We start from the raw sequence: 26316 nt of genomic DNA, 5'->3' as shown, positions 1-26316 counted from the left end.
AGCCTTGATTCTCTTATTGCAACGCAACAGCCATGGCTCCCCACGTTACTCCCCAGCTCATCATTCGCGACGCCGCCGCCGGCGATTTTGCCGCCATCCAGGCTATCTACGAACATCACGTGCTGCATGGCACGGCGTCGTTCGAATTGACGCCGCCGACGGTGGAAGAGTTGTTGCAGCGCCATGCGGCGGTGCTGGCAGCGGGGCTGCCGTATCTGGTGGCGGAGCTGGATGGGGCCGTGGCGGGGTATGCCTACGCGACCTTGTACCGGCCGCGGCCGGCCTACGGGAATACGTGCGAGGACTCGGTGTACATCCAGCCCGGGCTGGCGGGACGCGGCATCGGCGGGAAGCTGCTGGATGGCCTGATCGCGCGTTGTACCGAACGGGGCTGGCGGCAGATGCTGGCCGTGGTCGGCGACAGCGCCAACGCGGCATCGCTGGCCTTGCATGCCCGCTGCGGATTCCATCCAGTCGGCACGCTGCGCTCGGTCGGCCACAAGCACGGCGAGTGGCGCGATACCGTGCTGATGCAAAGGGCCCTGGGCGTCGGCGACAGCGAAGCGCCTGCCCCCAAGACGCGGCCTTAGGACCGAGCGCGCGGCAGAGCCGCCGCCCGGACCGGCGTCCGGCAGGGCTGCATCAAGCTAGCGCGGCGTCCGCCGGCTTGCCGGCCTGCCAGCGTTCCCAGCCAGCCTTGCGCAACACGCAAGCGGGGCACGCGCCGCAGCCATAGCCCCAGGCATGGCGCGCGCCGCGCTCGCCCAGATAGCAGGTGTGGCTTTCCTCGACGATGGTTTCGACCAGCGCGTCACCGCCCAGTTGCTGCGCCAGCTCCCAGGTCTGGGCCTTGTCCAGCCACATCAGGGGCGTCTCGATGGTCAGGCGGCTGCCCAGCCCCAGGCCCAAGGCCACCTGCTGCGCCTTGATGGTGTCATCTCGGCAATCCGGATAGCCGGAGAAATCGGTTTCGCACATGCCGCCCACCAGGACGTCCAGCTGGCGCCGGTAACCCAAGGCGGCCGCCAGGGTCAGGAACAGCAGGTTGCGGCCCGGCACGAAGGTGTTGGGCAGCCCATTGGCCTGCATCTCGATCGCGCGGTCGCTGGTCAAGGCGGTGTCGGCCACCTGGCCCAGCACGGACAGATCCAGCAAGTGGTCCTCGCCCAGGCGCTCAGCCAGTTTGGGCAGGCGGGCACGGAACTGGGCCAGCACTTGCAGGCGGGCATCCAGCTCGATGCGATGGCGCTGGCCATAATCGAAAGCCACCGTCTCGACATGCGCATAACGCTCCAGGGCCCAGGCCAGGCAGGTGGTGGAATCCTGGCCGCCGGAAAAGAGAACCAGGGCGCGACGTTGATGATTGAGCATTGGGGGCAAGACGTAGGGATACGGAACAAGCAGGCACTTTACCGCCTGTGTGGCGGCCGGCGCCAGTCAGGCAAGGTTTCAGGCAGGGCTATGACCAGGCTCGTGGCCAGGCTTCAGCGCCGCCGCAACGCCAGGTTGATCTGCTCAGCCGCCAGCCGCAACGGAGGCAGGAAAGCCGCCAGCATCTCGTCGCGCGTGTAACGGCTGGCATGGCCGCTGACATTCATGGCGGCGATGACCTTGCCGCTGCGATCGATCACCGGCACCGCCACCGATTGCAGGCCCGGTTCCAGTTCCCGCTCCACGCAGGCGTAACCCTGCTCGCGCACTTGCGCGATGACGCGCTTGAGCGCGTCGGCATCCGTGACGGTTTCGCTGGTATAGGCCCCGCGCGGCGTCCCCGCCAGCAGGCGATCCAGTTCCTCGTCGTCCAGGCCGCCCAGCAACACCCGGCCCATCGACGTCACCCAGGCCGGCAGGCGGCTGCCCACCGACAGGTTGATGCTCATTACCTTGTGCGCCGCCAGCCGCAGGATGTAGACGATGTCCGCCCCGTCCAACACCGCCACCGAACAGGATTCACGGGTGGTCTGCGCCACCGCTTCCATATAGGGCAGGGCCAGGTTCCACAGCGGCGTGGCCGACAGATAGGCGTAGCCCAGGTCCAGGATGCGCGGCGTCAGGGTGAAACGGCGATCGTCGATGCGCACATAGCCCAGATGCTCCAAGGTCAGCAGGATGCGCCGGGCGCCGGCCCGCGTCAGTCCGGTGCGCGCGGCTACTTCGCTCAAGGTCATTTGCGGGGACTCGGGTCCGAACGCCCGGATCACCGCCAACCCACGGGCAAAGGACTGCACGTAGGAATCGCTGGGCTGCTGCGGGGAATCCGGATCGGTCATGGGCGAAGCTCAGGGATATGCAGATACGGCGCGATGTGTTCACCCTGAGGACACTTTCTTGACACTGGGTGGACGGCCGGGGAAGATGTTCGATTATAGAACCAAAGTTCGCTATTAGAACAACTCAAATTCGTACGAGACAGCTGATAGCGGCTTTCGGATCGACAGCTTTATTTCTCCTCTTGGACAAGCAGGATAGCGATGATCTCGAAAATCGTTGATAGCGCGGCCGCGGCCGTGGCCGACGTGCCGGACGGCGCGACCATCATGATCGGCGGCTTCGGCCCGGCCGGCCAGCCCATGGAATTGATCGATGCCCTGTTGGCGCAAGGCGCCAAAGATCTGGTCATCATCAACAACAACGCCGGCAACGGCACCACCGGTCTTGCCGCCCTGCTCGGCGCCAACCGCGTGCGCAAAATCATTTGCTCGTTCCCGCGCCAGACCGATTCGCAGATCTTCGACGGCCTGTACCGCGCCGGCAAGATCGAGCTGGAACTGGTGCCGCAAGGCAACCTGGCCGAACGCATCCGCGCCGCCGGCGCCGGCATCGGCGGCTTCTTCTCGCCCACCGGCTACGGCACCCCGCTGGCCGAAGGCAAGGAAACCCGCGAAATCAACGGCCGCCATTACGTGCTGGAAGCGCCGCTGCACGCCGACTACGCCTTGATCAAGGCGTTGCAGGCCGACCGCTGGGGCAATCTGGTCTATCGCAAGACCGCGCGCAACTTCGGCCCCATCATGGCGACCGCCGCGCGCGTCGCCGTGGCCCAGGTCAATGACATCGTCGAGCTGGGCCAGCTGGACCCCGAAGCCATCGTCACCCCCGGAATATTCGTGCAGCGCGTGGTGGGGATCGATGCCGCGCCCGCCGGCAAGGAGCAAGCATGAGCAGCAAACTGACCCGTGACCAGATCGCCGCGCGCGTCGCCCAGGACATCCAGGAAGGCGCCTACGTCAACCTCGGCATCGGCCTGCCGACCCTGGTCGCCAACCACCTGCCGGCCGACCGCGAAATCGTGCTGCATACCGAAAACGGCATGCTGGGCATGGGCCCCGCGCCCGCCAAGGGCGAAGAGGACTATGACCTGATCAACGCCGGCAAGCAGGCCGTGACGCAAGTGCCGGGCACCGCCTTTTTCCATCACGCCGACTCCTTCGCCATGATGCGCGGCGGCCACCTGGACATCTGCGTGCTGGGCGCCTTCCAGGTGTCGACGAAGGGCGACCTGGCCAACTGGCACACGGGCGCGCCGGACGCGATTCCCGCCGTCGGCGGCGCCATGGACCTGGCCATCGGCGCCAAGCAGGTGTTCGTGATGATGGAACTGACCACGCGCGAAGGCCAAAGCAAGCTGGTCGAGCAATGCAGCTATCCGCTGACCGGCGTGCGCTGCGTGTCCCGTGTCTATACCGATGTCGCCGTGTTCGACCTGCGCGCCGACGGCGTGTACGTCATCGACCGTTTCGGCGGCATCAGCGAAGACGAATTGCGCACCATCACCGGCCTGCCGCTGAACTTCGCGTAAAGACGCCGGCGACGACCCCGGCGGCACGCTACGTGCTCATCAGGCCCGACCTGTCGGCCATTCGGCCGACAGGTCCGCGGACCGCGAGGGTGGATACTGTCTGATTCCGCCCCACGGAATTCAAACGAACCGGAAGCCGCCATGAAACGTCTGCTCGCCACCCTCCTCCTTTCCTGCGCCGCCGGCCTGGCCGGCGCACAATCGCTGCCGCAAGGCGTGACCATCGACGCCCTGCAGGCCATGCGCGATAACACCACCGGCCAGACCATGATCACCGGCACCTTGCATAACGGCACCGGGCATCAGTTGAACAGTGCGGCCATCGTGTTCACCTTGCTCGACGCGCAAGGCAACAAGGTCGGCGAAGCGTCCGACATCACCTACAACCTGGCCAACGGCGGCAACTGGGGCATACGCGCCACGGCGACCCAGCCGTTCACGCGCTTCTCGGCTTACGAAGTGACCGTGCAATAAGCCCGGCAAGGCCCCTCGCCCGCCGCCATCGCGGGCGGGAAGTCCCTAGGTTGTCCCCGACGAACACCCACGCATAGCATGGAGCGGCGTTTACGCCCGCGACCTGGTCCAACGCCGCGCCCACTCGACGAAGAAGGACAAGGATATGCAAGCCAGAAAGCTGTTCGTCTCGATGTTCGCCGCTTTATCCCTGAGCGCCGCCGGCGCCCAGGCGCAGACCGTACTCAAAGTGGGATCGACGCCCACCGGCAGTCCCTTCACCTTCCTCGACACCAAGACCAACTCCATCGAAGGCGTAATGGTCGACGTCGTCAAGGCCGTCGGCAAGGAAGCGGGTTTCGAGGTGCAGATCGAACCCATGACCTTCTCCGCCCTGATCGGATCGCTGACGTCCAAGCGTATCGACATCATCTCGGCGGCCATGTTCATCACGCCGCAGCGCCAGCAGGTAGTGAGTTTCTCCGAGCCGGTCTACCGCTACGGCGAGGGCTTGATGGTGCCCAAGAGCGACAGCAAGGCCTACAAGACCTTCGCCGACATGAAGGACATGACGGTAGGCGTGCAGGTGGGCACGGCATTCGTGGAACCGGTGCAGAAGAGCGGCGTCTTCAAGGAAGTGAAGCTGTACGACAGTCCGCCGGACATGATGCGCGACGCCAACGCGGGCCGCATCCAGGGCGGCTTCATGGACTACCCCATCGCGGCGTACACGATCGCGCAAGGCGGCTTTCCCAATCTGCACATGGTGTCCAGCTATGAGCCCACCGTGGTCGGCAGCCTGGGCCTGGCGACGCGCAAGGACGACACCGAACTGCTGAACAAGATCAACGCCGCCCTGGCCAAGCTGAAGGCCGACGGCAGCATCGACCGCATCCTGAAGAAGTGGGGGCTGGGGGGTGCATGAGTTCTTCAGCGACGCCCAACAATACCTCCCCATCCTGCTGCAAGGCGCCAAGCTCACCGTCCTGGTGACCCTGGGCTCACTGGCGTTTTCCACGGTGCTGGGGATGGTCTGGGCCCTGATGCGGGTCTCGGGCATCACGGTGCTGGTGCGCTTCAGCGGGCTGATGATCAATCTGCTGCGCGGCATACCCATCATCGTCCTGCTGTTCTACATCTACTTCGTCATGCCGGATGTGGGCATCGCCCTGACGGCCATGCAGGCCGCCATCATCGGGCTGGGCATCGCCTATTCCGCCTATCAGGCGGAGAATTTCCGGGCGGGCATCCAGGCCATCGACCAAGGGCAGATCGAAGCCGCCATGGCCATGGGCATGAGCTGGAGCCTGACCATGCGGCGGGTCATCCTGCCGCAGGCGGTGCGCATCATCCTGCCGCCTTACGGCAACATCATGATCATGATGCTCAAGGACTCGTCCCAGGCATCCACCATCACGGTGGCGGAGCTTGCCTTGCAAGGCAAGCTGATCGCGGTATCCACATTCAAGAACGCCACCGTGTTCAGCCTGGTCGCCATCATGTACCTGGTGATGTGCGTGCCGCTGATCCTGCTGGTGCGGCATCTGGAAAAAAGGAGCGCCCGGCGATGATACAACTGCACGGCGTGCGCAAGCGCTTCGGCGAACTGGAAGTGCTCAAAGGCGTGGATGCTCACATCAGCAAGGGCGAGGTGGTCTGCGTGGTCGGACCGTCCGGCTCGGGCAAGTCCACCATCCTGCGTTGCATCAACGGGCTGGAACGCTACGACGAAGGCGACATCACCATCGACGGCCAGCGCGTGGATACGCGCGCGGCATCGATCGCGGCCATCCGCACCCAGGTGGCCATGGTGTTCCAGCGCTTCAATTTGTTCCCCCATCGCACGGCGCTGGAAAACGTCATCGAGGGTCCCATCTACGTCCAGCACGAGCCGCGCGCCGCCGCCACCGAGCGCGGGCGCGCCCTGCTGGCCAGCGTGGGCCTGGCCGACAAGGAGAACGCGCATCCCGCGCAGTTGTCCGGCGGCCAGCAGCAACGCGTGGCCATCGCCCGCGCGCTGGCCATGCAGCCCAAGGCCATCCTGTTCGACGAGCCGACCTCGGCGCTCGATCCCGAACTGGTCGGTGACGTGCTGGGGGTCATGCGCAAGCTCGCGGAAGCGGGCATGACCATGGTGGTGGTCACCCACGAGATGAGTTTCGCGCGTGAAGTGGCCGACCGCGTGTTGTTCTTCGACGGCGGCGTGATCGTCGAACAGGGCCCCGCCCTGGATGTGCTGAACCAACCCCGCCATCCGCGCACGCAGGATTTCCTGCGACGCGTACTGCACCCCATGTGAGGATCGCCCCGTCATGCGGCATGACATGTTCCCGCTTGCTCCTTCGCTGTGGGCCGCTACGGCGGCAGCGGCGCCGCCCACCGTGGCGATCGATGCGTCGCAACGCGCCGACGTGCTGGTCATCGGCGGTGGCTATGCCGGACTGAGTACCGCGCTGCATCTGGCCCTGCGGCGTGTCGACGTGGTGCTGCTGGAGGCGCGTGAGATCGGCTTCGGCGGGTCGGGGCGCAATGGTGGGCAGGTGATCCCGGGGCTCAAGCATGATCCCGATGATTTGCTGCGCATGTATGGGGCGGAACGGGGCGCCAACCTGATCCGCTTTGCCGGCACCACCGCGGACCTGGTGTTCGACCTGATCGCGCGGCATGGCATGGACGTTCCGCATGTGCGCCAGGGCTGGATCCAGGGGGCGCATACGCCCAAGGCCTTGGAAGTGGCGCAGCAGCGGGCCGAGCAATGGCGCCGTCACGGCGTCGCGGCGCGCACGCTGGATGCGGGCGAGGCCGCGCAGTTGCTCGGGACCGATCGTTATCTGGGCGGCTGGCTCGATCCGCGCGCTGGCGCCATCCAGCCGTTGAGTTATGTGCGCGGACTGGCGCGGGCGGCGCTAGCCGCGGGCGTGCGGCTTTATACCGATACGCCGGTGGAGCGCTTGCAGCGCAGCGGTTCGGACTGGGTGGCCACCACCACGGCCGGCGCCACGGTGACGGCCGCGCGGGTGGTCATGTGCACCAACGCCTATGGGGCCGACCTGTGGCCGGGCTTGCAGCCCAGCATCATCGACGCGAATACCTTCCAGGTGGCGACGGCGCCGCTGCCGGCTTCCATTCGTGCAGGCATCCTGCCGGACGGGCAGGTGTCCTCGGACACCCGCAATCTATTGCTGTATTTCCGCCTGGATCATCAGGGGCGGCTGTTGATGGGCGGCCGGGGGCCTTTCCGCGAGCCGCACGGGCAGGCGGACTGGGCCCATCTTGAACGGGTGATGCTGAAGATGTACCCGCAGGTGGCGGGCGTGCCTTATGAATTCCGCTGGTGCGGGCGGGTTGCGATTACGCGTGATTACCTGCCGCATCTGCATGAGCCGGAACCCGGGTTGTTGATCGACATCGGCTGCCAGGGGCGCGGGGTGGGGTTGCAGACGGCCATGGGGCGGGCCATGGCGGCGTATGTGGCGACCGGCAATGCGTCAGAGCTGCCGGTGCCGGTGGCGCCGATCAAGGCGTTTCCCTTGTATGGCTTGCGCAGGCTGTATGTGAACGCGGTGGTGACTTGGTATCGGATGAGAGATGGGGGCTTATAAGCGGGGGGCTGGTGCCCCCCGCGTGCCCCCCGCTGGGCGCGGGGCCGCGGTTGCGGCCTGCGTCATCGCGCTGAGACGCGCGCGCCTGGCGCGGTGCAGCCATGCGCACCACGCCACGTCGCGTTATTTCATAGGTTTCAGATCAAGCTTGTGCACTGCCTGACCGGGCAGGAAGGGCGTGGCCTTGCCTTCGACCCAGGCGGCGTTGCCGGCCAGGAAATACGGCGACAGCGGATGGCCGGACGCACCGCCCGGCATGTGCAGGATGCCCTGCTCCTCGCGGCCTGGCGATACGACGAAGCGTTCGGACGCGCCGAAGTTGGGACGCTGCACGCGCGGCAGATGAAGGTCGCCGGGCATGGGCGTGGCAGGCCCTCGTAACCAGCCCGCCAGCGCTGGGGGCAGCAGCCGGGCGAAGGGATGCGCCAACGCCAGTCGGTTGCGCTCGCCCCAGCGTGCCTGGGCCAGGCCGCCGCTTTCATCGGCCCGCTCGATTACCTCATCGGCCATGGCCAGCATGAAGGCCCGCCAGTCGGCGTAACGTTGCGGCACCCATGCGTGTTCGCGCGCCAGTGTTTGCATGACGGCCTCCAGGCGCGAGGATGCACGGCCCAGCGACAGTGGCCAGGCCAGGCGGCCGGCCTGCCGATCCACGGCGGTACGGCCACCGAGGCGAAGTTCGAGGCCGCCGAACCAGGCCTGGTACAAGGCGTCGCGGAAATCACGGACCAGCGTGTAGCCGACGGCGTCGACATCGGCGCGGCCGTTCCAGGCGGCCACCAGGCGCGCCATTTCCGCGCGACGCGGCTGCCCGGCCACCGCGTCGGCATCCAGCGATTTGAGCAGCAGGTCACGCCACGGTTGCATCCACTGTGCGCGGTCGTCCAGCTGCACCGCCAGCAGATCGCTTTCCTGGCTGCTCGAACGCGCGAGCAGATCGTCGCGGATCTGGCGGCTGCGGGTACCGACATCGGCCCCGCCGTCACCGATGCGCGCCTGCATGGCGGCATCGCCCAACTGCGTGCTATTGGCCGTCCACAGACGGCCTGCCGCCGGATCGAGCAGGACTGGGTAGTCGGCTGGCGCCAGGCGGTGGAAGGCGGGCGCGCTGGGCGTCGGTGCCACGTCGGACGACGCCGACGTAGCGCGCGCTGCGGATGCGTCGGGCAACGCCGACGTGTCCCGCGCGGCGGATGCCCCGGCCGCGGGGGCCCGCGCGCCAAGCTCCGCCGCCGGCACCGGAAAGCCCTGCGGGTCCAGGACGGACGCGGGCAGCGGGCCGGCCAGGGTCCAGCCTATGCGGCCATGGCGGTCGGCGATCAGGATGTTCTGCGTGGGCACGCCGGCGCGCTGAGCCACGGCCAGCGCGGAAGGCAGGTCGCGGGCCTGCTCCATGGCCATCAGGCCAAGGTCGGCGGCATCGGGCAGGTAGGCCACCCAGCGGATCGCATAAGATGCGTCGCCGCTGCGGAACAAAGGCCCCCAAGGCGTCTCGCGCACGTTCAGGCGCATGGCCTCGCCGCCACGCACGGCGATGGTTTCCACATGCTCCTCGGCCAGCTGCCATTCCCCGTCGGCGCCACGATAACGGCGCGGGTCATCCGGATCGCGCTCCACGCGCACCAGGTCGACGTAATGACCGTAGCTGTTGGTATAGCCCCAGGCCACGTCGCCATTGCTGCCCGCCACCACCAGGGGCGCACCGGGCAGGCTGACGCCGGACACCCGCCGCGTCGTCTTGCCGTCCGCGCCTTGCAGCACCAAGGTCAGGCGATACCAGATATTGGGCAGGCCCAGCCCTAAGTGCATATCGTTGGCGACCATGGCACGACCATCCACACCATGCTTGCCATCCACGGCGAAGCTGTTGCTGCCGACCTTGGCGTCAGGGTCCAGGCCTTGTTGCATGGCTTGCGCCACCGTCGATCCGAATAACGATGCGCCACGCCCGGGCCTGGACGCAACGCTTGCCACGCCAGTTGGCGCGGGGGCGCCCGACGTGACGGCGCCCGATGTAACGGGGCCCGACGCGACGGCCGCCGGCACAGCCTCAGCCGCGCGTCCCATGGTCACGGGCCCATCCAGCCAATCCGGCCGCGTAGCCGGCACCGTCAATGCCGGCACATTCATCGCAACATGATCCAGCGGCGCATCGATATCACTGGCAGCCGGCGTCAAAAACGCCACCAGATCCGGGGGCAGCGTGTCGCGCAACATGCCCCGCCCCAAGACTCGCGATATCTCGCTGGACTGCAGATCCAGGTACATCGCATCGACCACCAGCAAGGTATCTTCCGGCCGCCAGGGATCGGGCTTGCTGTGCAACAACGCATATTCGAAGGGCCGCGCGCGCGTCGCGTTCATGGCCGCATTGACCCCGTCGGCGTAACGCTGCAACAAGGCCCGCGAGCCGGCATCTAAACCTGCGTAAGCCACTTCCGCACGCGCGCGGAACCGGTGCAGGCGATTGCGCCGGCCAGCGGCACGGCGTCCGGGCCCACCAGGGCCGCCAGCTCCCCGGCGGCAACGCGGCGCAACAGGTCCATCTGGAACAGGCGGTCCTGCCCATGCGCATAGCCCGTGGCATAGGCAAGGTCCACGCGATTCGCCGCCGTTATCGTCACCACGCCTTCCGCATCGCGTTCGATGCGCGCGGACGCGGCCAACCCCGTCGCGGCGACCGTGCCATCAAGCCGCGGCAGGCTGGCGCGCAGATAACCCCAGCCCGCCAGCACGGCGATCACGCCCAACAATGCGATCGTCGCCAGCGTTCCCAGGACCCGCCGGCGCCACTTGCCGCGCGCGGGTGTTGCCGCTTCCCTGTCCCGCATTCAGTGCAATTCCAGCAACATGGGTTGATGGTCCGACGCGTCGCTCTGCAAATCGACTTCGCAACGCGCTACGCGCTCCGCCAGATCGGCGCTGACGAAAAAGAAATCGCAGGGAAAGGGTCCGTCCGCCCATTGCTCGTGGTCGTAGACACCCGTCGTCGGTGCGCGTTCGGGGCCCGTCACCGGGCCGGGATGTTGCAGCAGCCACGCGTCGAAAAAGTCCGGCGCGCCGGCCGTGGCGGGCATGGGCGCTACCATGCGCATGTAGGCGCTGTCACCCGCCGCGCTGTTGAAGTCCCCGCAGATGATTGCGGCCGTCGGCCTGCCCGTGGCCGCGAATGGCGTACCGGGTTTTTCCAGTGGCGCGGGCCGGCGGGCGTGCGCGCAGGCTTCGGCGTGCATGATGCGCAGTGCCTCCACCTGGGCCAGCCGTTGCATTTCGGAGTAGTACTCCAGGTGCGTGGTGATGACCCGCAGCGGTCCCTTGTCGCCTTCGATAACGGCTTCCAGCGCGATGCGCGGCATCGATGGTACGTTGGGATCGGCGGGCCAGGGCAAGCTGTGCCGCCAGACCTGGTGCACGGGCAGCCGTGTGATGATGGCATTGCCGAAGTGCCGGCGCGGCGCGCCTTCTACCGCGGCCGGCAGATCCACGGCCACACCCTCGATCACCGTATAGCCGGGCAATAGCGCGGCCAGTTCCGCGAACTGATCCGTTCCCGTGCCGCCCGGCAGCCCCGCGCCGTCGCCCGCATCCGAGCGCGCGTCGAACCCCCGGCTGACCTCTTGCAAGCACAACACATCAAAATCCGCCAGCCGCCTGGCTTCACTCACGATCCGCGCAAGGTCCACCCGCCCATCGCACCCGCGGCCCCATTGGATGTTCCAGCAAACCAAGCGCATGACGTGTCGCCTCCGGCGAGGATGTTTTTCAGGTGATGGGAGTGCCCCATCGACCTCCCTCATCCGCCTTTGTAACAGCCACTCCGTAACCAGGTCTAGCGTCCAGACCCCGTGCCGGCAGGACTTGAGCCGGTGTCGCCAGACTTGAGGATGGCTTTCTCCGTCTCGCTCGCGGCGTCGCCGATGCGGGCGGGGTCGATTTCGCGGGCTTGCCAGCCGCCGCCCAGGGACTTGTACAGGGCCACCAGGTCGGTGGTGACCTGGACGGTCTGCTGCGCCAGCTGGACGCGGCTGTCGCTGAGCTGGCGCTCGGTGTCGAGCACGTCGATGAAGCTGTTCAGGCCGCTGCGGTAGCCATCGCGCGCCAGGTCGAAGGCGCGGGCGTTGGCGTCGGCCACGCGCTGCAAGGTGACCTGGCGTGCCTGGTCGGTGCGATAGCGCACCAAGGCGTCATCCACGTCGCGCAAGGCCGACAGCACGGTCTGACGGTAATTCAGAACGCTGGCCGCCTGCTCCGCCTTGGCAATGGCCACCTGCGCTCGCAAGGCGCCACCCTGGAATATCGGCAAGCTGACCTGCGGGCCGATGGAATAGAAATGACTGGCCCAACGCGTCAGATAGCTGGCCTGCGTGGCGCGGAAACCGAACTGCCCCGTCAGCGACAGGTCCGGAAACAGCTCGGCAATGGACTCGCCCACCTGCGCCGTGGCGGCATGCAGGTCGGCCTCCGCACGCCGGATATCCGGACGCCGCCGCGCCAGGCTGGCCGGCAAACCCACCGGCACGACCGGCGGCACCGGCGGTACGGCGCCCGGCCCGGACAGCTCGGCATCCAGCGAGCCAGGCGGCTGGCCCAGCAACACCGCCAAACCATTCAAGGCCTGCGCCGCCTGCTGCTCGAATTGCGGCAACTGCGCGGCGACGGCGCCCAGCTGCGCGTCGGCGCGTTCGACATCGGTCTGGCTGGCCAAGCCGGATTGCTGCCGGCTGCGGGTCAGGTCCAGCGTGTCCTGTGACACCCGCACTTCATCGCGAGCGATGCGGTCCAGCCATTGCGCACCACGCAGCATCGCATACGTGCGCGCCACTTCGGCTTCCAGGGACACCAGGGCATCGTTGCGATCTTCCAGCGCAGACTCGGTCTGCGCATTGGCGGCCTCGACACCCCGCCGCACGCGGCCGAACAGGTCAAGCTCCCAACTGGCATCGACCCCCAGCATGTACAGATTCACGGGCTTGTCGGCCTCCGCCAGAAACTGCTTGCCGGCACTGCTGGCCTGCGAACCGGCATCGGGCGAAATGTCGTTCAAAGGCGAGTCCGACGCGCCCAGTCTGTCCACTTTGCCGGGAATGCCGCGCGATTCCAGAATGCCCTTCAGGCCCAGCTTCTCGTAGCTATAACTGCCCGTGCCATTGATCTGCGGCAAGCCGCGGGCACCAGCCGCACGCGCCTGCTGGCGCGCCGAGACGATGCGCAGCACCGCCTGCTGCAGGGTCAGATTGCCGGCGACGGCGCGGTCGATGAGCGAATCCAGCACGGGATCGTTGAAACCATGCCACCACTGCGGATCCGGGTCCGTGCTTTCCGTGACCGACGCCACCGATGCCGCCGGCGCGCCCGGCGTTGTCGACGCGGCGGGCGCGCGCTGACGGTCGGCATAGTCCGCCGGCACGTTGGCTTCGGGCGACTTGAAATCGGGACCCACGGTGCAGGCCGCGCACAGCAGCGCCGCGCCGGTCAGCCCCAGCAACCGCAGTCCACGCAGCAATCCGGCACCGCCTGGACGGCGCGCCACGGTCAAAGCGTTCATGGCAGGGCGCGTCATCATCAATGCCCTCCCCCGCCGCCCGCGGCACGCGTGGATGAAAACAGAAAAGTCAGGGGAATGAAACACAAAGCGAAGATGCCGCATATCGCGAAGATATCGATGTAAGCAAGAATGGTCGCCTGCGAGACGAAGGTCTGGTACATATGCCCGCTGGCCGCCTGGGTCTGATCGCCGACGGCGCCGGTGTAGTCGCGCAAGGCCTGGCCGATACGCTGCACGCTTTCCTGGTATTGCTGGGAGAACGTCGACATATGCTCCGACATATTCGCCATGCGTACCTGCATACGCTCCCGTATGCCCGCCGTCGCCAGCGAGATGCCGATCGACCCCGCCACATTGCGGAACATGGTGAACAAGGCGGCGGCATCGTCATTCAATGACTTGGGCAAGGTGACATAGGCCAGGGTGCTGGTGGGCACGAACAGGAAGGCCAGACCGAAGGACTGCGCCATGCGCATGAACATCAGCGTGCGAAAGTCGATGTCAGGCACCAGATGCCGCGAGTACAGCAACGCCGTCCCCAGCAGCAGAAACCCGAACGCGATCAGATGCCGGGTCTCCACCTTGGGCATGATCTTGCCGACGACAGGAATGGTGCACACGATCAGCAAGGCACCCGGTGAAAGCACCAGCCCCGCCAGGGTCGCTGTATAGCCCAACTGTTGTTGCGCCAGCTGCGGTATCAGCACCGAACTTCCATACAGCACGGCCGCGAAGGCCGCGATAGTGACGCAACCCAGGGAAAAATTACGGTCCTTCATCACCCGCAGGTCGACCACCGGTCGCTTCGCATAGAGCAGCCAGAGCACCGCGCCCACCAGCCCGACGACGGCCAGAACCCCGAACGTGCAGATGAAGGGCGAACTGAACCAATCCTCGTCCTCGCCACGGTCCAGCATCACTTGCAGGCAACCGAGGCCCAGCGCGATCAGGCCGATACCGGGCAAATCGATATGGCGTTTGCGTTTGGACACCGGCTTCTGCCAGGGCGGATCTTCCACTACCTGCATCACCGCCAACGTGGTCAGCACGCCGATCGGCACGTTGATCAGGAACACCCAGCGCCAGGAAAAATTGTCGGTGAGCCAGCCGCCCAGGGTAGGCCCGAGCACCGGCGCCACCACGATGGCCACCGCCGATACGGAAAACGCCTTGCCCCGCTGCGAAGGGGGAAACGTGTCAAGGATGATCGACTGCTGGCAAGGCTGCAGGCCGCCGCCGAAGAAGCCTTGCAGCATGCGGAACACGATCAGCTCGCCCAGGTTGGTCGCCAGCCCGCACAACAGGGAGCAAGCCGTGAAGGCGATGATGCAGATCAGGAAGTAGCGCTTGCGGCCCAAGGTGCGCGACAGGAAGCCGGAGATGGGCAGGACCACGCCGTTGGCGACCAGATACGACGTCAGGGTCCAGGTGGCCTCGTCGTAGCTGGCCGACATGGTGCCGGCGATATGCGGCAGCGAGACGTTGACGATGGTAGTGTCCAGTACCTCCATGAACGCCGCCATCGTCACGACGACGGCGATGGTCCAGGGATTGGCCTGCGGCTTCCAGTTGTCCGATGCGTGGGCCGCGGCGGTGCTCATTGCAGCGCCACCGTGGGCACCACCGACAAGCCCAGGGGCAGCGGGAAATTGGGATCCATGCCGCTGTCGATGACGATCTTGACCGGCACCCGCTGCACGATCTTGACGAAATTACCCGTGGCGTTCTCCGCCGGGAAGGCCGAAAAGCGCGACCCCGTGCCCAGCTGGATGCTGTCCACATGGCCATGCAGCTTCAGGTCCGGATAGGCATCCACGTCGATGTCGACGGCATTGCCCGCGCGCATGCGGTCCAGCTGGGTTTCCTTGAAGTTCGCGGTCACCCAGACCACGGGCGGCACCAGCGCGAATACGGTCATGCCCGCCTGCAGCAGCGAGCCCTGATTTACATTGCGCCGCGTGACCCAGCCGTCGCTGGGCGCGCGTACGTCCGTGTAGGAAAGGTTCAGCTCCGCCTGCTCTACCTGCGCGTCAGCCGCCTTGAGCTGCGCCGCGCGCGCTTCCACCGCGGCTTGTGCCTGGTCGACCTGCTGCTGCACCACGTCCGCGGCCTGCACCTGGGCCTGCGCATTGGCCACTTCGGCCTGGGCGCTGCGTTGCTGGGCCGTGGCCGTATCGACGTTCTGCTGACTGGTGGCACGGGGATCGACCGTGCGTTGACGGCGATAGGCGGCCTGGGCATTGCTCAGGTTGGCTTGCGCTGACTTCTCCTGCGCGCGGGCCTGCGCCAGCTGCGCGGGATATTGCACGCGCGCCAGCGCCAGCTGGGTGCGGGCTTGATTCAGTTGTGCGGCGGCCAGCGCGCGCTGCGCCACCGCCTGGTCGCGCGCGGCGATGTAGTCGCGCGGATCGATGCGCAGCAGCAGGTCGCCCTTCTTGACCCGCGTGTTGTCATTGACGTTGAGCTCCACCACATAGCCGCCCACCTTCGGTGCGATGGTGACGGCATTGCCTTCGACGAAGGCATCGTCGGTGCTCACCTGGTTGCGGGTGAGGAACCACCACACCACGCCGCCGATCACCAGGATCAGGGCGACGATGCCAAGAATGATCAGCGGCTTCTTGCTGCGCTTCTTCCTGTCGTCCTTGCCGTCCTTGTCATCGCCCTCTTCGGCACCGTCCTCGTCGTCCTTCTCGTCATCGTCCTTGTCGTCGTCGCGCGCCTTCCGCTTGTGCTGCGCTTTGCGCCCGCCGTCGTCATCCGGCGCCTGCTCTTCACTCGACTTGTGGTCCTGCTCGGTTTGGTCAGCCATTCCCGTGCTCATCAGATTTTTTCATCCGAGGTGCGAGGGCAAGCGCCATACCCCCGTATGACGGGAAGCTGAATCGCCAACAACAGTGATTACACCCTACATGTGCTACCTCTCCTCTACAGGCTGCGAACGAGTTTTCGCAACATGCGGGTATGGTCCGGCGGCGTTGACTTCCAACCGCCGTAGAACTTTGAGCTTCGAAGCCGCTCGGCCAAGCACTCGGCGCGGGCCGCCCGGATCAAGGCCAGTTGGGCCGGTCCATGTGGAATTCGTTGTCGTGCCGGATGCTGAAGTACGACGTCGGGCCGCCGCCACGCATGATGGGTTCGCCGGCCGCGGTGTCGTACACGCCGTCCTTGATCAGGTCACGGCGAATGTGGATGCCGACGGCCTCGCCCAGCACCAGCCAGGCGTCCAGGTCTTCACCGCCCTTGCCTTGCAGGCGCACGATCTGGGTCAGCTTGCACTCGAAGGCCACCGGCGTTTCCTTCACGCGCGGCACTTTCACCAGACGCGAGGGCTCGGGTGTCAGCCCGGCCAGCTTGAACTCGTCCACGTCGGCAGGCGCCGGCGCGCAGGTCATGTTCATGGCATCGGCCAGGGACCGCGTGGCCAGATTCCACACGAACTCACCGGTGGCTTCCACGTTGGTCAAAGAGTCTTTGCGGCGCAGGCTGCAGAAGCCGACGATAGGCGGCTTGTAGTTGAACAGATTGAAGAAACTGTACGGCGCCAGGTTCAAGACGCCATCGGCCGCCTGGGTCGAGACCCAGCCGATCGGGCGCGGGGCCACGATGGCATTGAGGGGATCGTGCGCCAGGCCATGGCCGGCGGAGGGTTCGTAGAAATGGATGTCGGACATGGCAAGGGCAGCAGAGGCGGAAGCAAAACGCGCGAAGCAGGACGCGCGGCCGAAATGCGGAAACCAGGCGCGGAAAACTGAACGCGGCGCATGCATGCGACGCGATGATCCGATATTACGCGACTCTCAATCCGCCAGCGCCGCGGCCAGGGTCACCGAAGACCGCGCCGCGCGGCGCTGGGCCGGGCCTTGCGGCTGCTCGGCCCGCATGGCCTTGAGCACGGCGTCGCGCTTGGCGGCCAGATGCGCGGTCATCAGGGCCCGCATGCGCGCGCCGTCGCGCTGCTCCAGCGACTCCAGCATCGCGGCATGCTCGGCCATGGCGGCATCCCATTTATCCTGATCGAAATTGGATCGGTAGCGCAGCGATTGGCAGCGCATATTGACCCGCTTGTAGGTCTCGGCCAGCATGCTGTTGCCGGCCGCCGCGCAGATGGCTTCGTGGATGCGCCGGTTGAGATCGAAATACGCGGCAAGATCGCGCCGCGCATGACAGGCCTGCATCTCGCGCTGCAACGCGCCGATCGCGGCCAATCGCGCGGCGTCGATACGCTGACAGGCCAGCTCGCCCGACATGGCCTCTAATCCAGCGATCAGTTCGAACAGCTCGATGACTTCCGCCTCGGTCAGGCGCAGCACTTCCGCGCCCCGGTTGGGCAGCAGCCGTACCAGTCCCTCCGCCGCCAGGACCTTGTAGGCCTCGCGCAATGGCGTGCGCGACACCTTCAATTGCTCGCACAGGATGCGTTCATTCAAGCGCTGTCCCGGCGCCACGCGGCCTTCGACGATCAAGGCGCGCAGCTGTCCGACCACGGTGTCATGCAGCACCGACGGGCCCGCCGGCAGGCGGTCCAGACTGGTATTCGGCGGCGTGACAGGGTCGACAGGCATCGAGAGAGCAGTACGAGTGGGGACGGAACAGAACACGAATCGAACTTTACCGACAAAAAGGACCGTACGAACATCCGGCAGCGCCGCCGGCCCTTCTTATGGACACTAGGGAAAACCCGCATGTCGGGACGGCGACGTTCCATTAGCATCGCAGCAGCAAAATTGCATGCAAAAAAGGATACCCCTCATGACTTTCCGCGCCCCCTACCGCGGCGGCAGGCACTTCCTGCAGATTCCCGGCCCCAGCAACGTTCCTGACCGCGTGCTGCGCGCCATGGACTACCCGACCATCGACCACCGCGGTCCGCAGTTCCAGGTGCTGGCCCGCAAGATCCTGGCGGATCTGGGGGAGTTGTTCGGCACCACCCAGCCGGTGATGGTCTATCCCGCCTCCGGCACGGGCGCGTGGGAAGCGGCCCTGGTCAACACCATGGCGCCGGGCGACCAGGTGCTGATGTACGAAACCGGCCAGTTCGCCGCGCTGTGGCAGAACCTGGCACGCAAGCTGGGGCTGGTCACGGAGACCCTGCCCAGCGATTGGCGTCATGGCGTCGATGCCAAGGTGATCGAGCAAAGACTGCGCGAGGACCCTGAGCACAAGCTCAAGGCCGTGTGCATCGTGCATAACGAAACGTCGACCGGCGTGCTTTCCGATGTCCTCGCCGTGCGCCAGGCCATGGACCGTGCCGGCCACCCCGCCTTGCTGATGGTCGATACCGTGTCCTCGCTCGGCGCGGTCGAATATCGCCATGACGACTGGGGCGTGGACGTGACCATCTCGGGTTCGCAGAAGGGCATGATGCTGCCCGCCGGCCTGTCCTTCAATGCCATCAGCGCCAAGGCGCTGGCCGCGTCCGAGCGGGGCGGCATGCCGCGCAGCTATTGGAACTGGCAGGACATCATCCTGGCCAACCAGAAAGGCAGCTGGCCCTACACGCCCGCCACCAACCTGATGTATGGCCTGTCGGAAGCCTGCGACATGTTGCGCGAAGCCGGTCTGGACCAGGTGTATGCGCGCCACATCCGGCACGGCGCCGCGGCCCGTGCCGCCGTCGCCGCCTGGGGACTGGAAAACAACTGCGTGGATCCGGCCGAGTACAGCCCGGTGCTGACGACCGTGCGCATGCCCGAAGGCCATGACGCGGATGCGTTCCGCGCCATCGTGCTGGAGCGCTTCGACATGTCGCTGGGCCAGGGCCTGGGCAAGCTGAGCGGCAAGGTCTTCCGCATCGGGCATCTGGGCGACTTCAACGACCTGAGCCTGATGGGCACCTTGGCGGGTGTCGAAATGGGCCTGGCCCTGGCCGGCGTCCCGCATCGCGCGGGCGGCGTGCAGGCCGCCATGGAAGTGCTGCGCGAGCACGCCGCGCAGGCGCGTTAAGCAGCGGCTTCAGCCATGCCCTTGCGCAAGCGCGGCTCGATGAAATCGAGGAACACCCGCGCCCGCACGGGCAGGTCGCGCGACGGCAGCAGCGCATAAAGCGGCACCGGCGTCAGCTGCCATTCAGGCAAAACGCGCACCAGGCCGCTGCCGGCCATCCACTCGCCCACTTCGTCCAGCACCGGCAAGGCCACGATGCCCAGGCCCGCGGCCGCCAGGCCGAACAGCAGCCGCAACTGATTGGCCGCCATCTTGCCGGACACCTCGATACGCTGCACCTGCGTACCCTGCCGTAACTCCCAGCACGAATGCAGTTCGTGCAGCAGCCCGCGCACGCACTGATGCTCGCGCAGATCACCCGGCGCCGTCGGCGCACCATGCCGCGCCAGATAGGCAGGCATGGCGTACAGCTCCCATGCCACGCTGCCCAGGCGGCGCGAGATCAGGTTGGAATCCGGTTGGCGGCCGAAGCGCAGCGCCAGGTCGCAAGGATCGCGCGCAAGATCGACCGCGGCGGCGCTGACGTCGAACTCACATTCGATCAATGGGTACTGGCGGATGAACTCCTCCATCACGGCGGGCAGGAACAGATCCGCCAGACTGCTATGGATGGAGATGCGCAGCTTGCCGCGCGGAATGCTGGCGGTATCGTGCAAGGCCATATGCGCCATGCGCGCCCGCTCGATCAGCGGTTGGCAGCGCTCGTAATACAGCTGGCCCGCTTCGGTCAGTACCACGCCCTGGCGGTTGCGGCTCAACAGACGCATGCCCAGTTGGCGTTCCAGCCCGTCGACCCGCCGTGTCAGCGTCGACGCCGGCATGTTCAAGACGCGCGCGGCCCGGCTGATGTTTCCTCGTCGCGCCACTTCCACATACAGCGCGATGTCATTCAAATGCAAATCCATGATGCTCTAAAACCTGGTGAGTGCTTTGAGGCCCCACGCATAGCGCATTCATAGGCGCTTTTCTTGTGGCCGCCATGATGGCGCATGCACATGAAAGTTTTATCTCAGTGGGACCTTCAAGCAGGACTTGCGGCGCGCATGGCAGAAAAATGACAAACGTTCACCACTGATGGAACGTGACTCTCCATCGCGCAGGGTTTATCCCAATTGGAAATGAATTGAAACTTGCGCCCGTCTCCGTGTCGTCCGACACAGAAATCGAGGCGTATTTTCAAATTCAGAATCCTGGAAACCCATGAACAAGAAACTTCTCGCCGTGGCCCTGACGGCGGCATGTGCCGGTGTGGCCCATGCGGACACGAACGTCACCCTGTATGGCCTGATCGACGTTGGCGTCGGCTACGAACGCATCAAGGGCGACGGCTTCCACGCTTCGCGCTTCGCCGAAGTCCAGAACAACCAGAACGGTTCGCGTTGGGGCCTCAAGGGCACGGAAGACCTGGGCGACGGCCTGTCGGCTGTCTTCGTCCTGGAAAACGGCTTCGGTCCCGTTGACGGCAAGCTGCAACAGAGCAGCCGCATGTTCGGCCGCCAAGCCACCCTGGGCCTGGATTCGAAGAGCTGGGGCCGCATCGAATTCGGCCGTCAGACCAATATGGCAACGAAGATGTTCACGGCGGTCGATCCTTTCGCCACGAACTTCAACTCGGCCAATATGGGCACGACTTTCAGCGCGCTGAACACGATGCGCCTGGACAACCTGGTCCTGTATCAAACCCCCAACCTGGGCGGCTTCAAGTTCGGCGCCGGCTATTCCTTCAACGCCGACGACACCCGCACGGACGGCAACGGCTTCCGCACGTCGGACAACAACCGGTCGATCACCACCGGCCTGTCCTACGCCAACGGCCCCGTCTACCTGGCCGCTTCGTATGACCGCATGAACCCGACCGACAACGCCGTCGGCGGCCAGAACACGGCCAAGCTGTCGCAATGGGCCCTGGGCGGTTACTACGATTTCGAAGTGCTGAAGCTGCACGCTGCCGTCAGCCAGACGCGCGACGGCTGGTTCATCGGCCAGTCGCTCGCCACCTCGCCCGGCAACGGCTACAGCGACCTGGGCACTTACAAGCTGGCCGACGGCTTCAAGGCCACGTCGACCATGGTCGGCCTGACCGTGCCGATGGGTTCGTCGACCGCGTTGTTCGGTTCCTGGCAGCGCGCCAAGCCGAACAGCGACAAGCTGACCGGCGACGACAAGACGTTCAACGTCTACGCCCTGGGCGCCACGTATGCCTTCTCGAAGCGCACCAACGTGTACGCCTACGCGTCCTACGGTGACAACTACGCCTTCCACGACGGCGTGACCGACACCGCGTTCGCCATCGGCCTGCGTCACCAGTTCTAAGCAGGTTTCAGGCAGGACACCGGCCTATGCGCGGCCAGGCAATCCAAACTGTCTCCGTTCGGTTTGGAGAGTGACAACCAGCCCGACTGGCCGCGCTGGGCTCGGTTAGCGATGATCGGCAGGGACCAGGGTCTCCAGCAAAGCGTTGGTTCCTTCTTCACCGCGGGCCGCGGGCATGATCTGCTCGCGGCTTTTTTCGTCCAGGCTGGCGTTATCGCTTTCGGCCAGGGACAAGCCCAGATTCAAGCGCGGCTCGATGAAGCTCAGGAAGGCCTGGGTCTTGGCGGGCAGCACGCGCGAGGGCAACAACGCGTACAGCGGCAGCGGCGCCAGCTGCCAGTCCGGCAGCACGCGCACGAGTCCGCTTTCCCGCACGGCGGTGCGGACGCGGTCGAACACCGGCAAGGCCACGATGCCCAGCCCGGATACGGCCAGGCGATAGAGCAGGCTGCTTTGATTGGCCGACATATGGCCCGACACCTGCACCACTTCCACTTCCTTGCCGCGCCGCAGCTCCCACGCCGAATGACGTTCGTCGATGAGTGAGCGCAGGCATTCATGCGTGGCCAGGTCCTGTGGCGTGCGCGGCACGCCATGCTGCGCCAGATAGGATGGCATCGCGTACATCTCGCAGGTCATGCTCAATAGCTGGCGCGCGATCAAACCCGAGTCGGGTTGCTTGCCGAAGCGCAACACCACGTCGTAGGGATTGCTGATGGGATCGATGGGCGCGGAGCTGACATCGAACTCGCATTCGATGTTGGGAAACTTCTGAGTGAAGGCGGCCATGGCCACCGGCAGGAACAGATGGGCCAGGCTGCTTTGCATGGAAATGCGCAGCAAGCCTTTGGGTGCGCTGGCCATATCGGTGAGTTGTTCATGCGCCACGCGGGCGCGTTCCACCAGATGGCGGCAGCGTTCGTAGTAGATCTGGCCGGCTTCAGTGAGGTCGATACGGCGCGTGCTGCGATTGAGCAGCCGCATGCCTACGTGCTTTTCCAGTTCACCGACTCGGCGCGACAGGGTGGAGGCCGGCATGTTCAATACTTCCGCCGCGCGGCTGAAGTTCTTGCGCCGCGCCACTTCGACGTACAGCGCGATGTCGTTTAAATGCAAATCCATAATGCTCGTCTCGTACCGGCGGGGGGGACCGGCTTGTCAACTTATGGTCAAAATTTTAGGCCGCGAGCCGCGCTTTATTGCGTGCACTCATGAGAATGTGTTCGCAGTAATAAGGGTTTTTACTGACGCGTTGGCGGCCGATAATTCGTGACCAATCTGGGACCCATGCCCCGGCGCGCTGCGCCAGAAAGCGGTCTCATGCGCTCCGAAGCCTGCCTTCGGTTAGCGCCCGCATCAGGACAACAATATGAAGATCGCCCGCTCGGCCCTATCCCCTAACGCTTACGCCAGCATCCTGGCCGCCGCCCTGCTGGCGAGCGCGTCGACCGCCTTTGCATTTACCCCGCCGCAGGCCCCGGATGCACCCGCGCAAGTGGTGCCGTTGCCGCCCGCCGGCACGTCGACGACTGCTGCTGCTTCGCAAGCGCAGTCTCAAACCGCGCCCGCCGCCGGCAAGACCCGTGCGCAGGTCGAGCAGGAACTGGCGCAAGCCAAGGCCAATGGCCAGTACACGTTCGGCGAACTGGATTACCCGCCCAAGCTGGATTACCCGCCTAAATAAGCGGAAAGCGCGCGATCCTGCCATTGGCGGGATGGAGTTCGCCGAATTCATGCTTTTTCTTGAATCGAAATGAATTGAAACTTCGGTCCGTGCTCGATTCCTTGCACGGATATCGCAGCGTCGTCCTTTCCTTCGATCTTGAGAAAAGCATGAAAAAGACCCTACTCGCCGTAGCCCTCACGGCGGCATGCGCCGGTGTTGCGCACGCGGAAACCTCCGTCACTCTGTACGGCCTCATCGACCTTGGCGTCGGCTACGAGCGCATCAAGGGCGACGGCGGCCATGCCTCGCGCTTCGGCGAAATGTCCGGCACGTCCAGCGGTTCGCGCTGGGGCCTGCGCGGCACGGAAGACCTGGGCGATGGATTGTCCGCTGTCTTCACGCTGGAAAACGGCTTCACCGCCAACAACGGCAAGATGGCGCAGAACAGCCGCCTGTTCGGCCGTCAGGCCACCTTGGGCCTGGATTCGCGTTCGTGGGGCCGCCTGGAATTCGGCCGCCAGACCAATATGGCGTCCAAGCTGTTCGGCCAGATCGATCCGTTCGGCATCAGCTACAACTCGGCCAACATGGGCACCACGTTCGGCGCCATGAACACGATGCGCGTGGACAATCTGGTGCTGTATCAGACCCCCACCGTGGGCGGTTTCAAGTTCGGCCTGGGTTATTCCTTCAATGCCGACGACACGCAGACCGATGGCTCGGGCAAGTTCAGCACCGGCAGCAACAATCGCGAAATCACCACTGGCCTGTCGTATAGCAACGGCCCTCTGTTCCTGGCCGCGTCGTATGACCGCCTGAACCCTGCTGACAATGCGGTCGGCGGCAAGAACTCGGCGCGTCCCACGCAATATGCCTTGGGCGGCTACTACGACTTCGAAGTGGTCAAGGTCTCGGCGGCGGTCAGCCAGACGCGTGACGGCTGGTTCATCGGCCAATCGTTGGCCGAGTCCCCCAGCGCGGATTACAAGGACTTCGGCACGTATCGCAATGCCAACGGCTTCACCGCCACGTCGACCCTGTTGGGCGTGACCGTGCCGGTTGGCGCCGTCACGTCGGTGTTCGGATCCTGGCAGCGTGCCGATCCCAACAACAGCAAGCTGACGGGCGACGACAAGACCTTCAACGTCTATGCCGCCGGCATCACGTACAACCTGTCCAAGCGCACCAATCTGTACGCGTATGCCTCGTATGCGAACAACTACGCCTTCCATGACGGCGTGACCGACACGGTCGTGGCCACGGGTATTCGCCATCGCTTTTAAGTAGCGCCCCGGCGCCGCCGCGCGGCCCGCCTGTCCGGATCGTCTTCCGTTCGATCCGGGGAGTGACAACCAGCCCGGCTGGTCGCGCGCGCGGTGTTGGGTAGCGGTAGCCGAACAGGGACCGGCGTCTCGAGCAAAGCGTTTTTTCCTGCCTTACCGCGGAGCCGCGCGCAGATATCTGCGCGCGGCTTTTTTGCGCATGTCGCGCGCACGCGATCGCGTTCAAAAGCGAAACGCCAATGAAAAAAGCCAGATCAGTGTTGACTGATCTGGCTTCCTGGAATTCGACCAACTTAATGGTCGGGGCGAGAGGATTCGAACCTCCGACTCCTGCGTCCCGAACGCAGTACTCTACCAGGCTGAGCTACGCCCCGTGCTTGCTACTTACTCTTTCTTCGCTTGGTGCAAGACCTTTGACCAAGACACTCAGGCAAGAGCCTTGTGACCTCGTTTTGGCTGCCAGAGCGTTACCGATCTCTGTTTACCGCGAAAGCGCAGAAGTTTAACAGACTTTCCCGATAAGTGGAAACGGGATAATCCGCCAACGCTACACGGGCCCGTTCAGCCTCGACACGAGCGGCTTCGCGCGCATGCGCCAACGCGTCCGTATCGTTGATGGCGGCGGCCACGGCGGCGAAATCGGCGTCGCCGGTTTCGATGGCATCGCGTATCAACTGGCGCTGCGCCGGCGTGCCCACCTCCATCACGCGGATCAAAGGCAAGGTGGGCTTGCCTTCGCGCAAATCGTCGCCGACGTTCTTGCCCAGGGCCTGCGCATCGCCACTGTAATCCAGCACGTCATCGACCAGCTGGAAGGCCGTGCCGATGTGGCGGCCATAAGCCGCGGCGGCTTCTTCCTGCTCCGGCGTGGCGCCAGCCAGGACAGCGCCGACCTGAGCCGCGGCTTCGAACAGCTTGGCGGTCTTGTAGCGCACCACCTGCAGATAGCGCTCCTGCGACACGTCAGGATCGTGCACGTTGAGCAGCTGCAGCACCTCGCCTTCGGCGATCACGGTGGTGGCCTGCGACAGGATGGCCATCACGCGCATCGAGTCGACATCCACCATCATTTCGAAGGCGCGCGAATACAGATAGTCGCCAACCAGCACACTGGCGGCATTGCCGAACACGGCGTTGGCGGTCTGGCGGCCACGGCGCAGGTCCGACTCGTCCACGACGTCGTCATGCAACAAAGTGGCGGTGTGGATGAATTCGACGACGGCGGCCAGGGTGTGATGGTGCGTCCCCTCGTAACCGAGGGCGCGGGCGACCATCAGGAGCAACGCCGGCCGCATGCGCTTGCCACCAGCACCAATGATGTAATCGCCTATCGTGCGGATGAGCACGACTTCGGAGTCCAGGCGGCCGCGGATGACGGCGTCGACCGAAGTCATGTCGTCGGCGATAGGGGCGATAAGAGCGGGGAGATTCAAAACGTTTCCGGCAGTCTGAGCGAGCCGATGGCCCGTGTAACTTGTGCCCCGCGGGGGCTTACCCGCCCCGGGGAATGCCGCGATTATACGGGGTTGGACAAGCTCGGCAGGCATAGGTAACCCTTCCCGCGCCATCCGCCGCCAGCCGGCCTCGCCACCACCGCTCGCCCGGACGCTTCCGCCCCGCCGACGGCCGCCCCCGGGAACCCCGCCGTTGCCGGCCGGAGACACGTAACCCGTTGAGCCAACGCAAGTTTTTTGACTTTACCAAGCCGA

Annotated in this window: 25 protein-coding genes and 1 tRNA gene; 12 read left to right on the top strand and 14 right to left on the bottom strand. The window is 65.4% G+C overall.

From position 1 onward, the window contains the following. Positions 1-32: 32 nt before the first annotated feature. Positions 33-590 carry a GNAT family N-acetyltransferase gene (locus tag ASB57_RS24850; RefSeq protein ID WP_057654604.1) on the top strand — a complete coding sequence of 186 codons (558 nt, stop codon included), beginning with the start codon at positions 33-35 and terminating at the stop codon, positions 588-590. Positions 591-642: 52 nt separating this feature from the next. Here ASB57_RS24850 and queC read toward each other — a convergent pair whose 3' ends face one another. Together queC and ASB57_RS24840 are read right to left on the bottom strand one after the other, a co-directional pair. After that, a complete protein-coding gene (gene queC, locus ASB57_RS24845; protein ID WP_057654603.1) occupies positions 643-1371 on the bottom strand; it encodes a 7-cyano-7-deazaguanine synthase QueC in 729 nt (242 codons plus the stop codon). A gap of 113 nt (positions 1372-1484) precedes the next feature. Continuing rightward, positions 1485-2270: an IclR family transcriptional regulator gene (locus ASB57_RS24840; RefSeq protein WP_057654602.1), complete on the bottom strand. Its 786-nt coding sequence runs from the start codon at positions 2268-2270 to the stop codon at positions 1485-1487. A 201-nt stretch (positions 2271-2471) separates the two neighbouring features. Here ASB57_RS24840 and ASB57_RS24835 point away from each other — a divergent pair, with 201 nt between their 5' ends. The 7 genes from ASB57_RS24835 to ASB57_RS24805 all read left to right on the top strand — a co-directional run bounded on the left by ASB57_RS24835 (position 2472) and on the right by ASB57_RS24805 (position 7854). Further along, complete coding sequence (locus ASB57_RS24835; protein WP_057654601.1) at positions 2472-3161, top strand: 3-oxoacid CoA-transferase subunit A; 690 nt, start codon at positions 2472-2474, stop codon at positions 3159-3161. Next, positions 3158-3799: a 3-oxoacid CoA-transferase subunit B gene (locus ASB57_RS24830; protein WP_057654600.1), complete on the top strand. Its 642-nt coding sequence runs from the start codon at positions 3158-3160 to the stop codon at positions 3797-3799. The genes ASB57_RS24835 and ASB57_RS24830 overlap by 4 nt, the downstream gene beginning before the upstream one ends. Positions 3800-3940: 141 nt before the next feature. Further along, positions 3941-4273, top strand: a complete 333-nt coding sequence (locus tag ASB57_RS24825; protein WP_057654599.1) for an FxLYD domain-containing protein — start codon at positions 3941-3943, stop codon at positions 4271-4273. A gap of 145 nt (positions 4274-4418) precedes the next feature. Next, positions 4419-5177, top strand: a complete 759-nt coding sequence (locus ASB57_RS24820) for an ABC transporter substrate-binding protein (protein ID WP_057654598.1) — start codon at positions 4419-4421, stop codon at positions 5175-5177. Beyond that, positions 5170-5823 (top strand): amino acid ABC transporter permease, encoded by a 654-nt coding sequence (locus tag ASB57_RS24815; RefSeq protein WP_057654597.1) that lies wholly within the window; start codon positions 5170-5172, stop codon positions 5821-5823. Before ASB57_RS24820 ends, ASB57_RS24815 begins: the two co-directional genes overlap by 8 nt. After that, complete coding sequence (locus ASB57_RS24810; RefSeq protein WP_057654596.1) at positions 5820-6551, top strand: amino acid ABC transporter ATP-binding protein; 732 nt, start codon at positions 5820-5822, stop codon at positions 6549-6551. The genes ASB57_RS24815 and ASB57_RS24810 overlap by 4 nt, the downstream gene beginning before the upstream one ends. 13 nt (positions 6552-6564) lie before the next feature. Then, a complete protein-coding gene (locus ASB57_RS24805) occupies positions 6565-7854 on the top strand; it encodes an FAD-binding oxidoreductase (protein ID WP_057654595.1) in 1290 nt (429 codons plus the stop codon). 123 nt (positions 7855-7977) lie between these two features. Here ASB57_RS24805 and ASB57_RS24800 read toward each other — a convergent pair whose 3' ends face one another. The 8 genes from ASB57_RS24800 to ASB57_RS24765 all read right to left on the bottom strand — a co-directional run bounded on the left by ASB57_RS24800 (position 7978) and on the right by ASB57_RS24765 (position 17964). Beyond that, positions 7978-10290: a penicillin acylase family protein gene (locus tag ASB57_RS24800; protein ID WP_255361995.1), complete on the bottom strand. Its 2313-nt coding sequence runs from the start codon at positions 10288-10290 to the stop codon at positions 7978-7980. Beyond that, on the bottom strand, positions 10272-10685 hold the full coding sequence (locus ASB57_RS31770) for a penicillin acylase family protein (protein ID WP_057654593.1): 414 nt from the start codon (positions 10683-10685) through the stop codon (positions 10272-10274). The genes ASB57_RS24800 and ASB57_RS31770 overlap by 19 nt, the downstream gene beginning before the upstream one ends. After that, positions 10686-11588 carry an endonuclease/exonuclease/phosphatase family protein gene (locus ASB57_RS24790; RefSeq protein WP_057654592.1) on the bottom strand — a complete coding sequence of 301 codons (903 nt, stop codon included), beginning with the start codon at positions 11586-11588 and terminating at the stop codon, positions 10686-10688. Between the two features lie 95 nt (positions 11589-11683). Then, complete coding sequence (locus ASB57_RS24785) at positions 11684-13399, bottom strand: efflux transporter outer membrane subunit (RefSeq protein WP_156414259.1); 1716 nt, start codon at positions 13397-13399, stop codon at positions 11684-11686. A 17-nt stretch (positions 13400-13416) separates the two neighbouring features. Continuing rightward, positions 13417-15000 (bottom strand): DHA2 family efflux MFS transporter permease subunit, encoded by a 1584-nt coding sequence (locus ASB57_RS24780; protein ID WP_057654591.1) that lies wholly within the window; start codon positions 14998-15000, stop codon positions 13417-13419. Then, positions 14997-16211: an HlyD family secretion protein gene (locus ASB57_RS24775; protein ID WP_057654590.1), complete on the bottom strand. Its 1215-nt coding sequence runs from the start codon at positions 16209-16211 to the stop codon at positions 14997-14999. Before ASB57_RS24775 ends, ASB57_RS24780 begins: the two co-directional genes overlap by 4 nt. A 238-nt stretch (positions 16212-16449) precedes the next feature. Beyond that, positions 16450-17073: a flavin reductase family protein gene (locus tag ASB57_RS24770; protein ID WP_057656416.1), complete on the bottom strand. Its 624-nt coding sequence runs from the start codon at positions 17071-17073 to the stop codon at positions 16450-16452. A gap of 126 nt (positions 17074-17199) precedes the next feature. Then, positions 17200-17964, bottom strand: coding sequence for a GntR family transcriptional regulator (locus ASB57_RS24765; protein WP_082621812.1), 765 nt, complete (start codon positions 17962-17964; stop codon positions 17200-17202). Positions 17965-18151: 187 nt separating this feature from the next. Between ASB57_RS24765 and ASB57_RS24760 the strand changes: the two genes are divergently transcribed. Next, positions 18152-19345 (top strand): alanine--glyoxylate aminotransferase family protein, encoded by a 1194-nt coding sequence (locus tag ASB57_RS24760; protein WP_057654589.1) that lies wholly within the window; start codon positions 18152-18154, stop codon positions 19343-19345. On the opposite strand, the gene ASB57_RS24755 is transcribed toward ASB57_RS24760, so the two are convergent. Beyond that, complete coding sequence (locus ASB57_RS24755; RefSeq protein ID WP_057654588.1) at positions 19342-20250, bottom strand: LysR family transcriptional regulator; 909 nt, start codon at positions 20248-20250, stop codon at positions 19342-19344. The two genes, ASB57_RS24760 and ASB57_RS24755, sit on opposite strands and share 4 nt — an antisense overlap. A 295-nt stretch (positions 20251-20545) precedes the next feature. Between ASB57_RS24755 and ASB57_RS24750 the strand changes: the two genes are divergently transcribed. After that, positions 20546-21658, top strand: coding sequence for a porin (locus ASB57_RS24750; protein WP_057654587.1), 1113 nt, complete (start codon positions 20546-20548; stop codon positions 21656-21658). Positions 21659-21763: 105 nt separating this feature from the next. Here the strand turns inward: ASB57_RS24750 and ASB57_RS24745 are convergent, their stop codons facing one another. Next, complete coding sequence (locus ASB57_RS24745) at positions 21764-22780, bottom strand: LysR family transcriptional regulator (RefSeq protein WP_082621811.1); 1017 nt, start codon at positions 22778-22780, stop codon at positions 21764-21766. Positions 22781-23027: 247 nt separating this feature from the next. Between ASB57_RS24745 and ASB57_RS24740 the strand changes: the two genes are divergently transcribed. Then, the gene (locus tag ASB57_RS24740; protein WP_057654586.1) at positions 23028-23342 is read left to right on the top strand and encodes a DUF4148 domain-containing protein; all 315 of its coding nucleotides are present in this window, start codon (positions 23028-23030) and stop codon (positions 23340-23342) included. A 149-nt stretch (positions 23343-23491) separates the two neighbouring features. Next, entirely contained in the window at positions 23492-24607 is a 1116-nt protein-coding gene (locus ASB57_RS24735; RefSeq protein ID WP_057654585.1) for a porin, read from the top strand. A gap of 297 nt (positions 24608-24904) precedes the next feature. On the opposite strand, the gene ASB57_RS24730 is transcribed toward ASB57_RS24735, so the two are convergent. Further along, positions 24905-24981: transfer RNA gene (locus tag ASB57_RS24730), tRNA-Pro, on the bottom strand. Positions 24982-25074: 93 nt separating this feature from the next. Then, on the bottom strand, positions 25075-26040 hold the full coding sequence (ispB, locus tag ASB57_RS24725) for an octaprenyl diphosphate synthase (RefSeq protein ID WP_057654584.1): 966 nt from the start codon (positions 26038-26040) through the stop codon (positions 25075-25077). Positions 26041-26316 lie beyond the last annotated feature (276 nt).

This window comes from Bordetella sp. N (assembly GCF_001433395.1).
Taxonomy (GTDB): Bacteria; Pseudomonadota; Gammaproteobacteria; order Burkholderiales; family Burkholderiaceae_B; genus Bordetella_C.
Note: the sequence above shows the minus strand (reverse complement) of the source record. Positions and strands in the feature narration are given on the sequence as shown.

What these genes read in the sequence shown, in the direction of transcription:
- ASB57_RS24830 (WP_057654600.1), top strand. Translation starts at nt 3,158, where the DNA reads ATGAGCAGCAAACTGACCCGTGACCAGATCGCCGCGCGCGTCGCCCAG.
- ASB57_RS24740 (WP_057654586.1), top strand. Translation starts at nt 23,028, where the DNA reads ATGAAGATCGCCCGCTCGGCCCTATCCCCTAACGCTTACGCCAGCATC.
- ASB57_RS24765 (WP_082621812.1), bottom strand. Translation starts at nt 17,964, where the DNA reads ATGCCTGTCGACCCTGTCACGCCGCCGAATACCAGTCTGGACCGCCTG.
- ASB57_RS24825 (WP_057654599.1), top strand. Translation starts at nt 3,941, where the DNA reads ATGAAACGTCTGCTCGCCACCCTCCTCCTTTCCTGCGCCGCCGGCCTG.
- ASB57_RS24750 (WP_057654587.1), top strand. Translation starts at nt 20,546, where the DNA reads ATGAACAAGAAACTTCTCGCCGTGGCCCTGACGGCGGCATGTGCCGGT.
- ASB57_RS24755 (WP_057654588.1), bottom strand. Translation starts at nt 20,250, where the DNA reads ATGGATTTGCATTTGAATGACATCGCGCTGTATGTGGAAGTGGCGCGA.
- ASB57_RS24805 (WP_057654595.1), top strand. Translation starts at nt 6,565, where the DNA reads ATGCGGCATGACATGTTCCCGCTTGCTCCTTCGCTGTGGGCCGCTACG.
- ASB57_RS24745 (WP_082621811.1), bottom strand. Translation starts at nt 22,780, where the DNA reads ATGGATTTGCATTTAAACGACATCGCGCTGTACGTCGAAGTGGCGCGG.
- ASB57_RS24770 (WP_057656416.1), bottom strand. Translation starts at nt 17,073, where the DNA reads ATGTCCGACATCCATTTCTACGAACCCTCCGCCGGCCATGGCCTGGCG.
- ASB57_RS24820 (WP_057654598.1), top strand. Translation starts at nt 4,419, where the DNA reads ATGCAAGCCAGAAAGCTGTTCGTCTCGATGTTCGCCGCTTTATCCCTG.
- ASB57_RS24760 (WP_057654589.1), top strand. Translation starts at nt 18,152, where the DNA reads ATGACTTTCCGCGCCCCCTACCGCGGCGGCAGGCACTTCCTGCAGATT.
- ASB57_RS24775 (WP_057654590.1), bottom strand. Translation starts at nt 16,211, where the DNA reads ATGGCTGACCAAACCGAGCAGGACCACAAGTCGAGTGAAGAGCAGGCG.
- ASB57_RS24785 (WP_156414259.1), bottom strand. Translation starts at nt 13,399, where the DNA reads ATGAACGCTTTGACCGTGGCGCGCCGTCCAGGCGGTGCCGGATTGCTG.
- ASB57_RS31770 (WP_057654593.1), bottom strand. Translation starts at nt 10,685, where the DNA reads ATGCGGGACAGGGAAGCGGCAACACCCGCGCGCGGCAAGTGGCGCCGG.
- queC (WP_057654603.1), bottom strand. Translation starts at nt 1,371, where the DNA reads ATGCTCAATCATCAACGTCGCGCCCTGGTTCTCTTTTCCGGCGGCCAG.
- ASB57_RS24810 (WP_057654596.1), top strand. Translation starts at nt 5,820, where the DNA reads ATGATACAACTGCACGGCGTGCGCAAGCGCTTCGGCGAACTGGAAGTG.
- ASB57_RS24850 (WP_057654604.1), top strand. Translation starts at nt 33, where the DNA reads ATGGCTCCCCACGTTACTCCCCAGCTCATCATTCGCGACGCCGCCGCC.
- ASB57_RS24835 (WP_057654601.1), top strand. Translation starts at nt 2,472, where the DNA reads ATGATCTCGAAAATCGTTGATAGCGCGGCCGCGGCCGTGGCCGACGTG.
- ASB57_RS24840 (WP_057654602.1), bottom strand. Translation starts at nt 2,270, where the DNA reads ATGACCGATCCGGATTCCCCGCAGCAGCCCAGCGATTCCTACGTGCAG.
- ASB57_RS24735 (WP_057654585.1), top strand. Translation starts at nt 23,492, where the DNA reads ATGAAAAAGACCCTACTCGCCGTAGCCCTCACGGCGGCATGCGCCGGT.
- ASB57_RS24790 (WP_057654592.1), bottom strand. Translation starts at nt 11,588, where the DNA reads ATGCGCTTGGTTTGCTGGAACATCCAATGGGGCCGCGGGTGCGATGGG.
- ASB57_RS24780 (WP_057654591.1), bottom strand. Translation starts at nt 15,000, where the DNA reads ATGAGCACCGCCGCGGCCCACGCATCGGACAACTGGAAGCCGCAGGCC.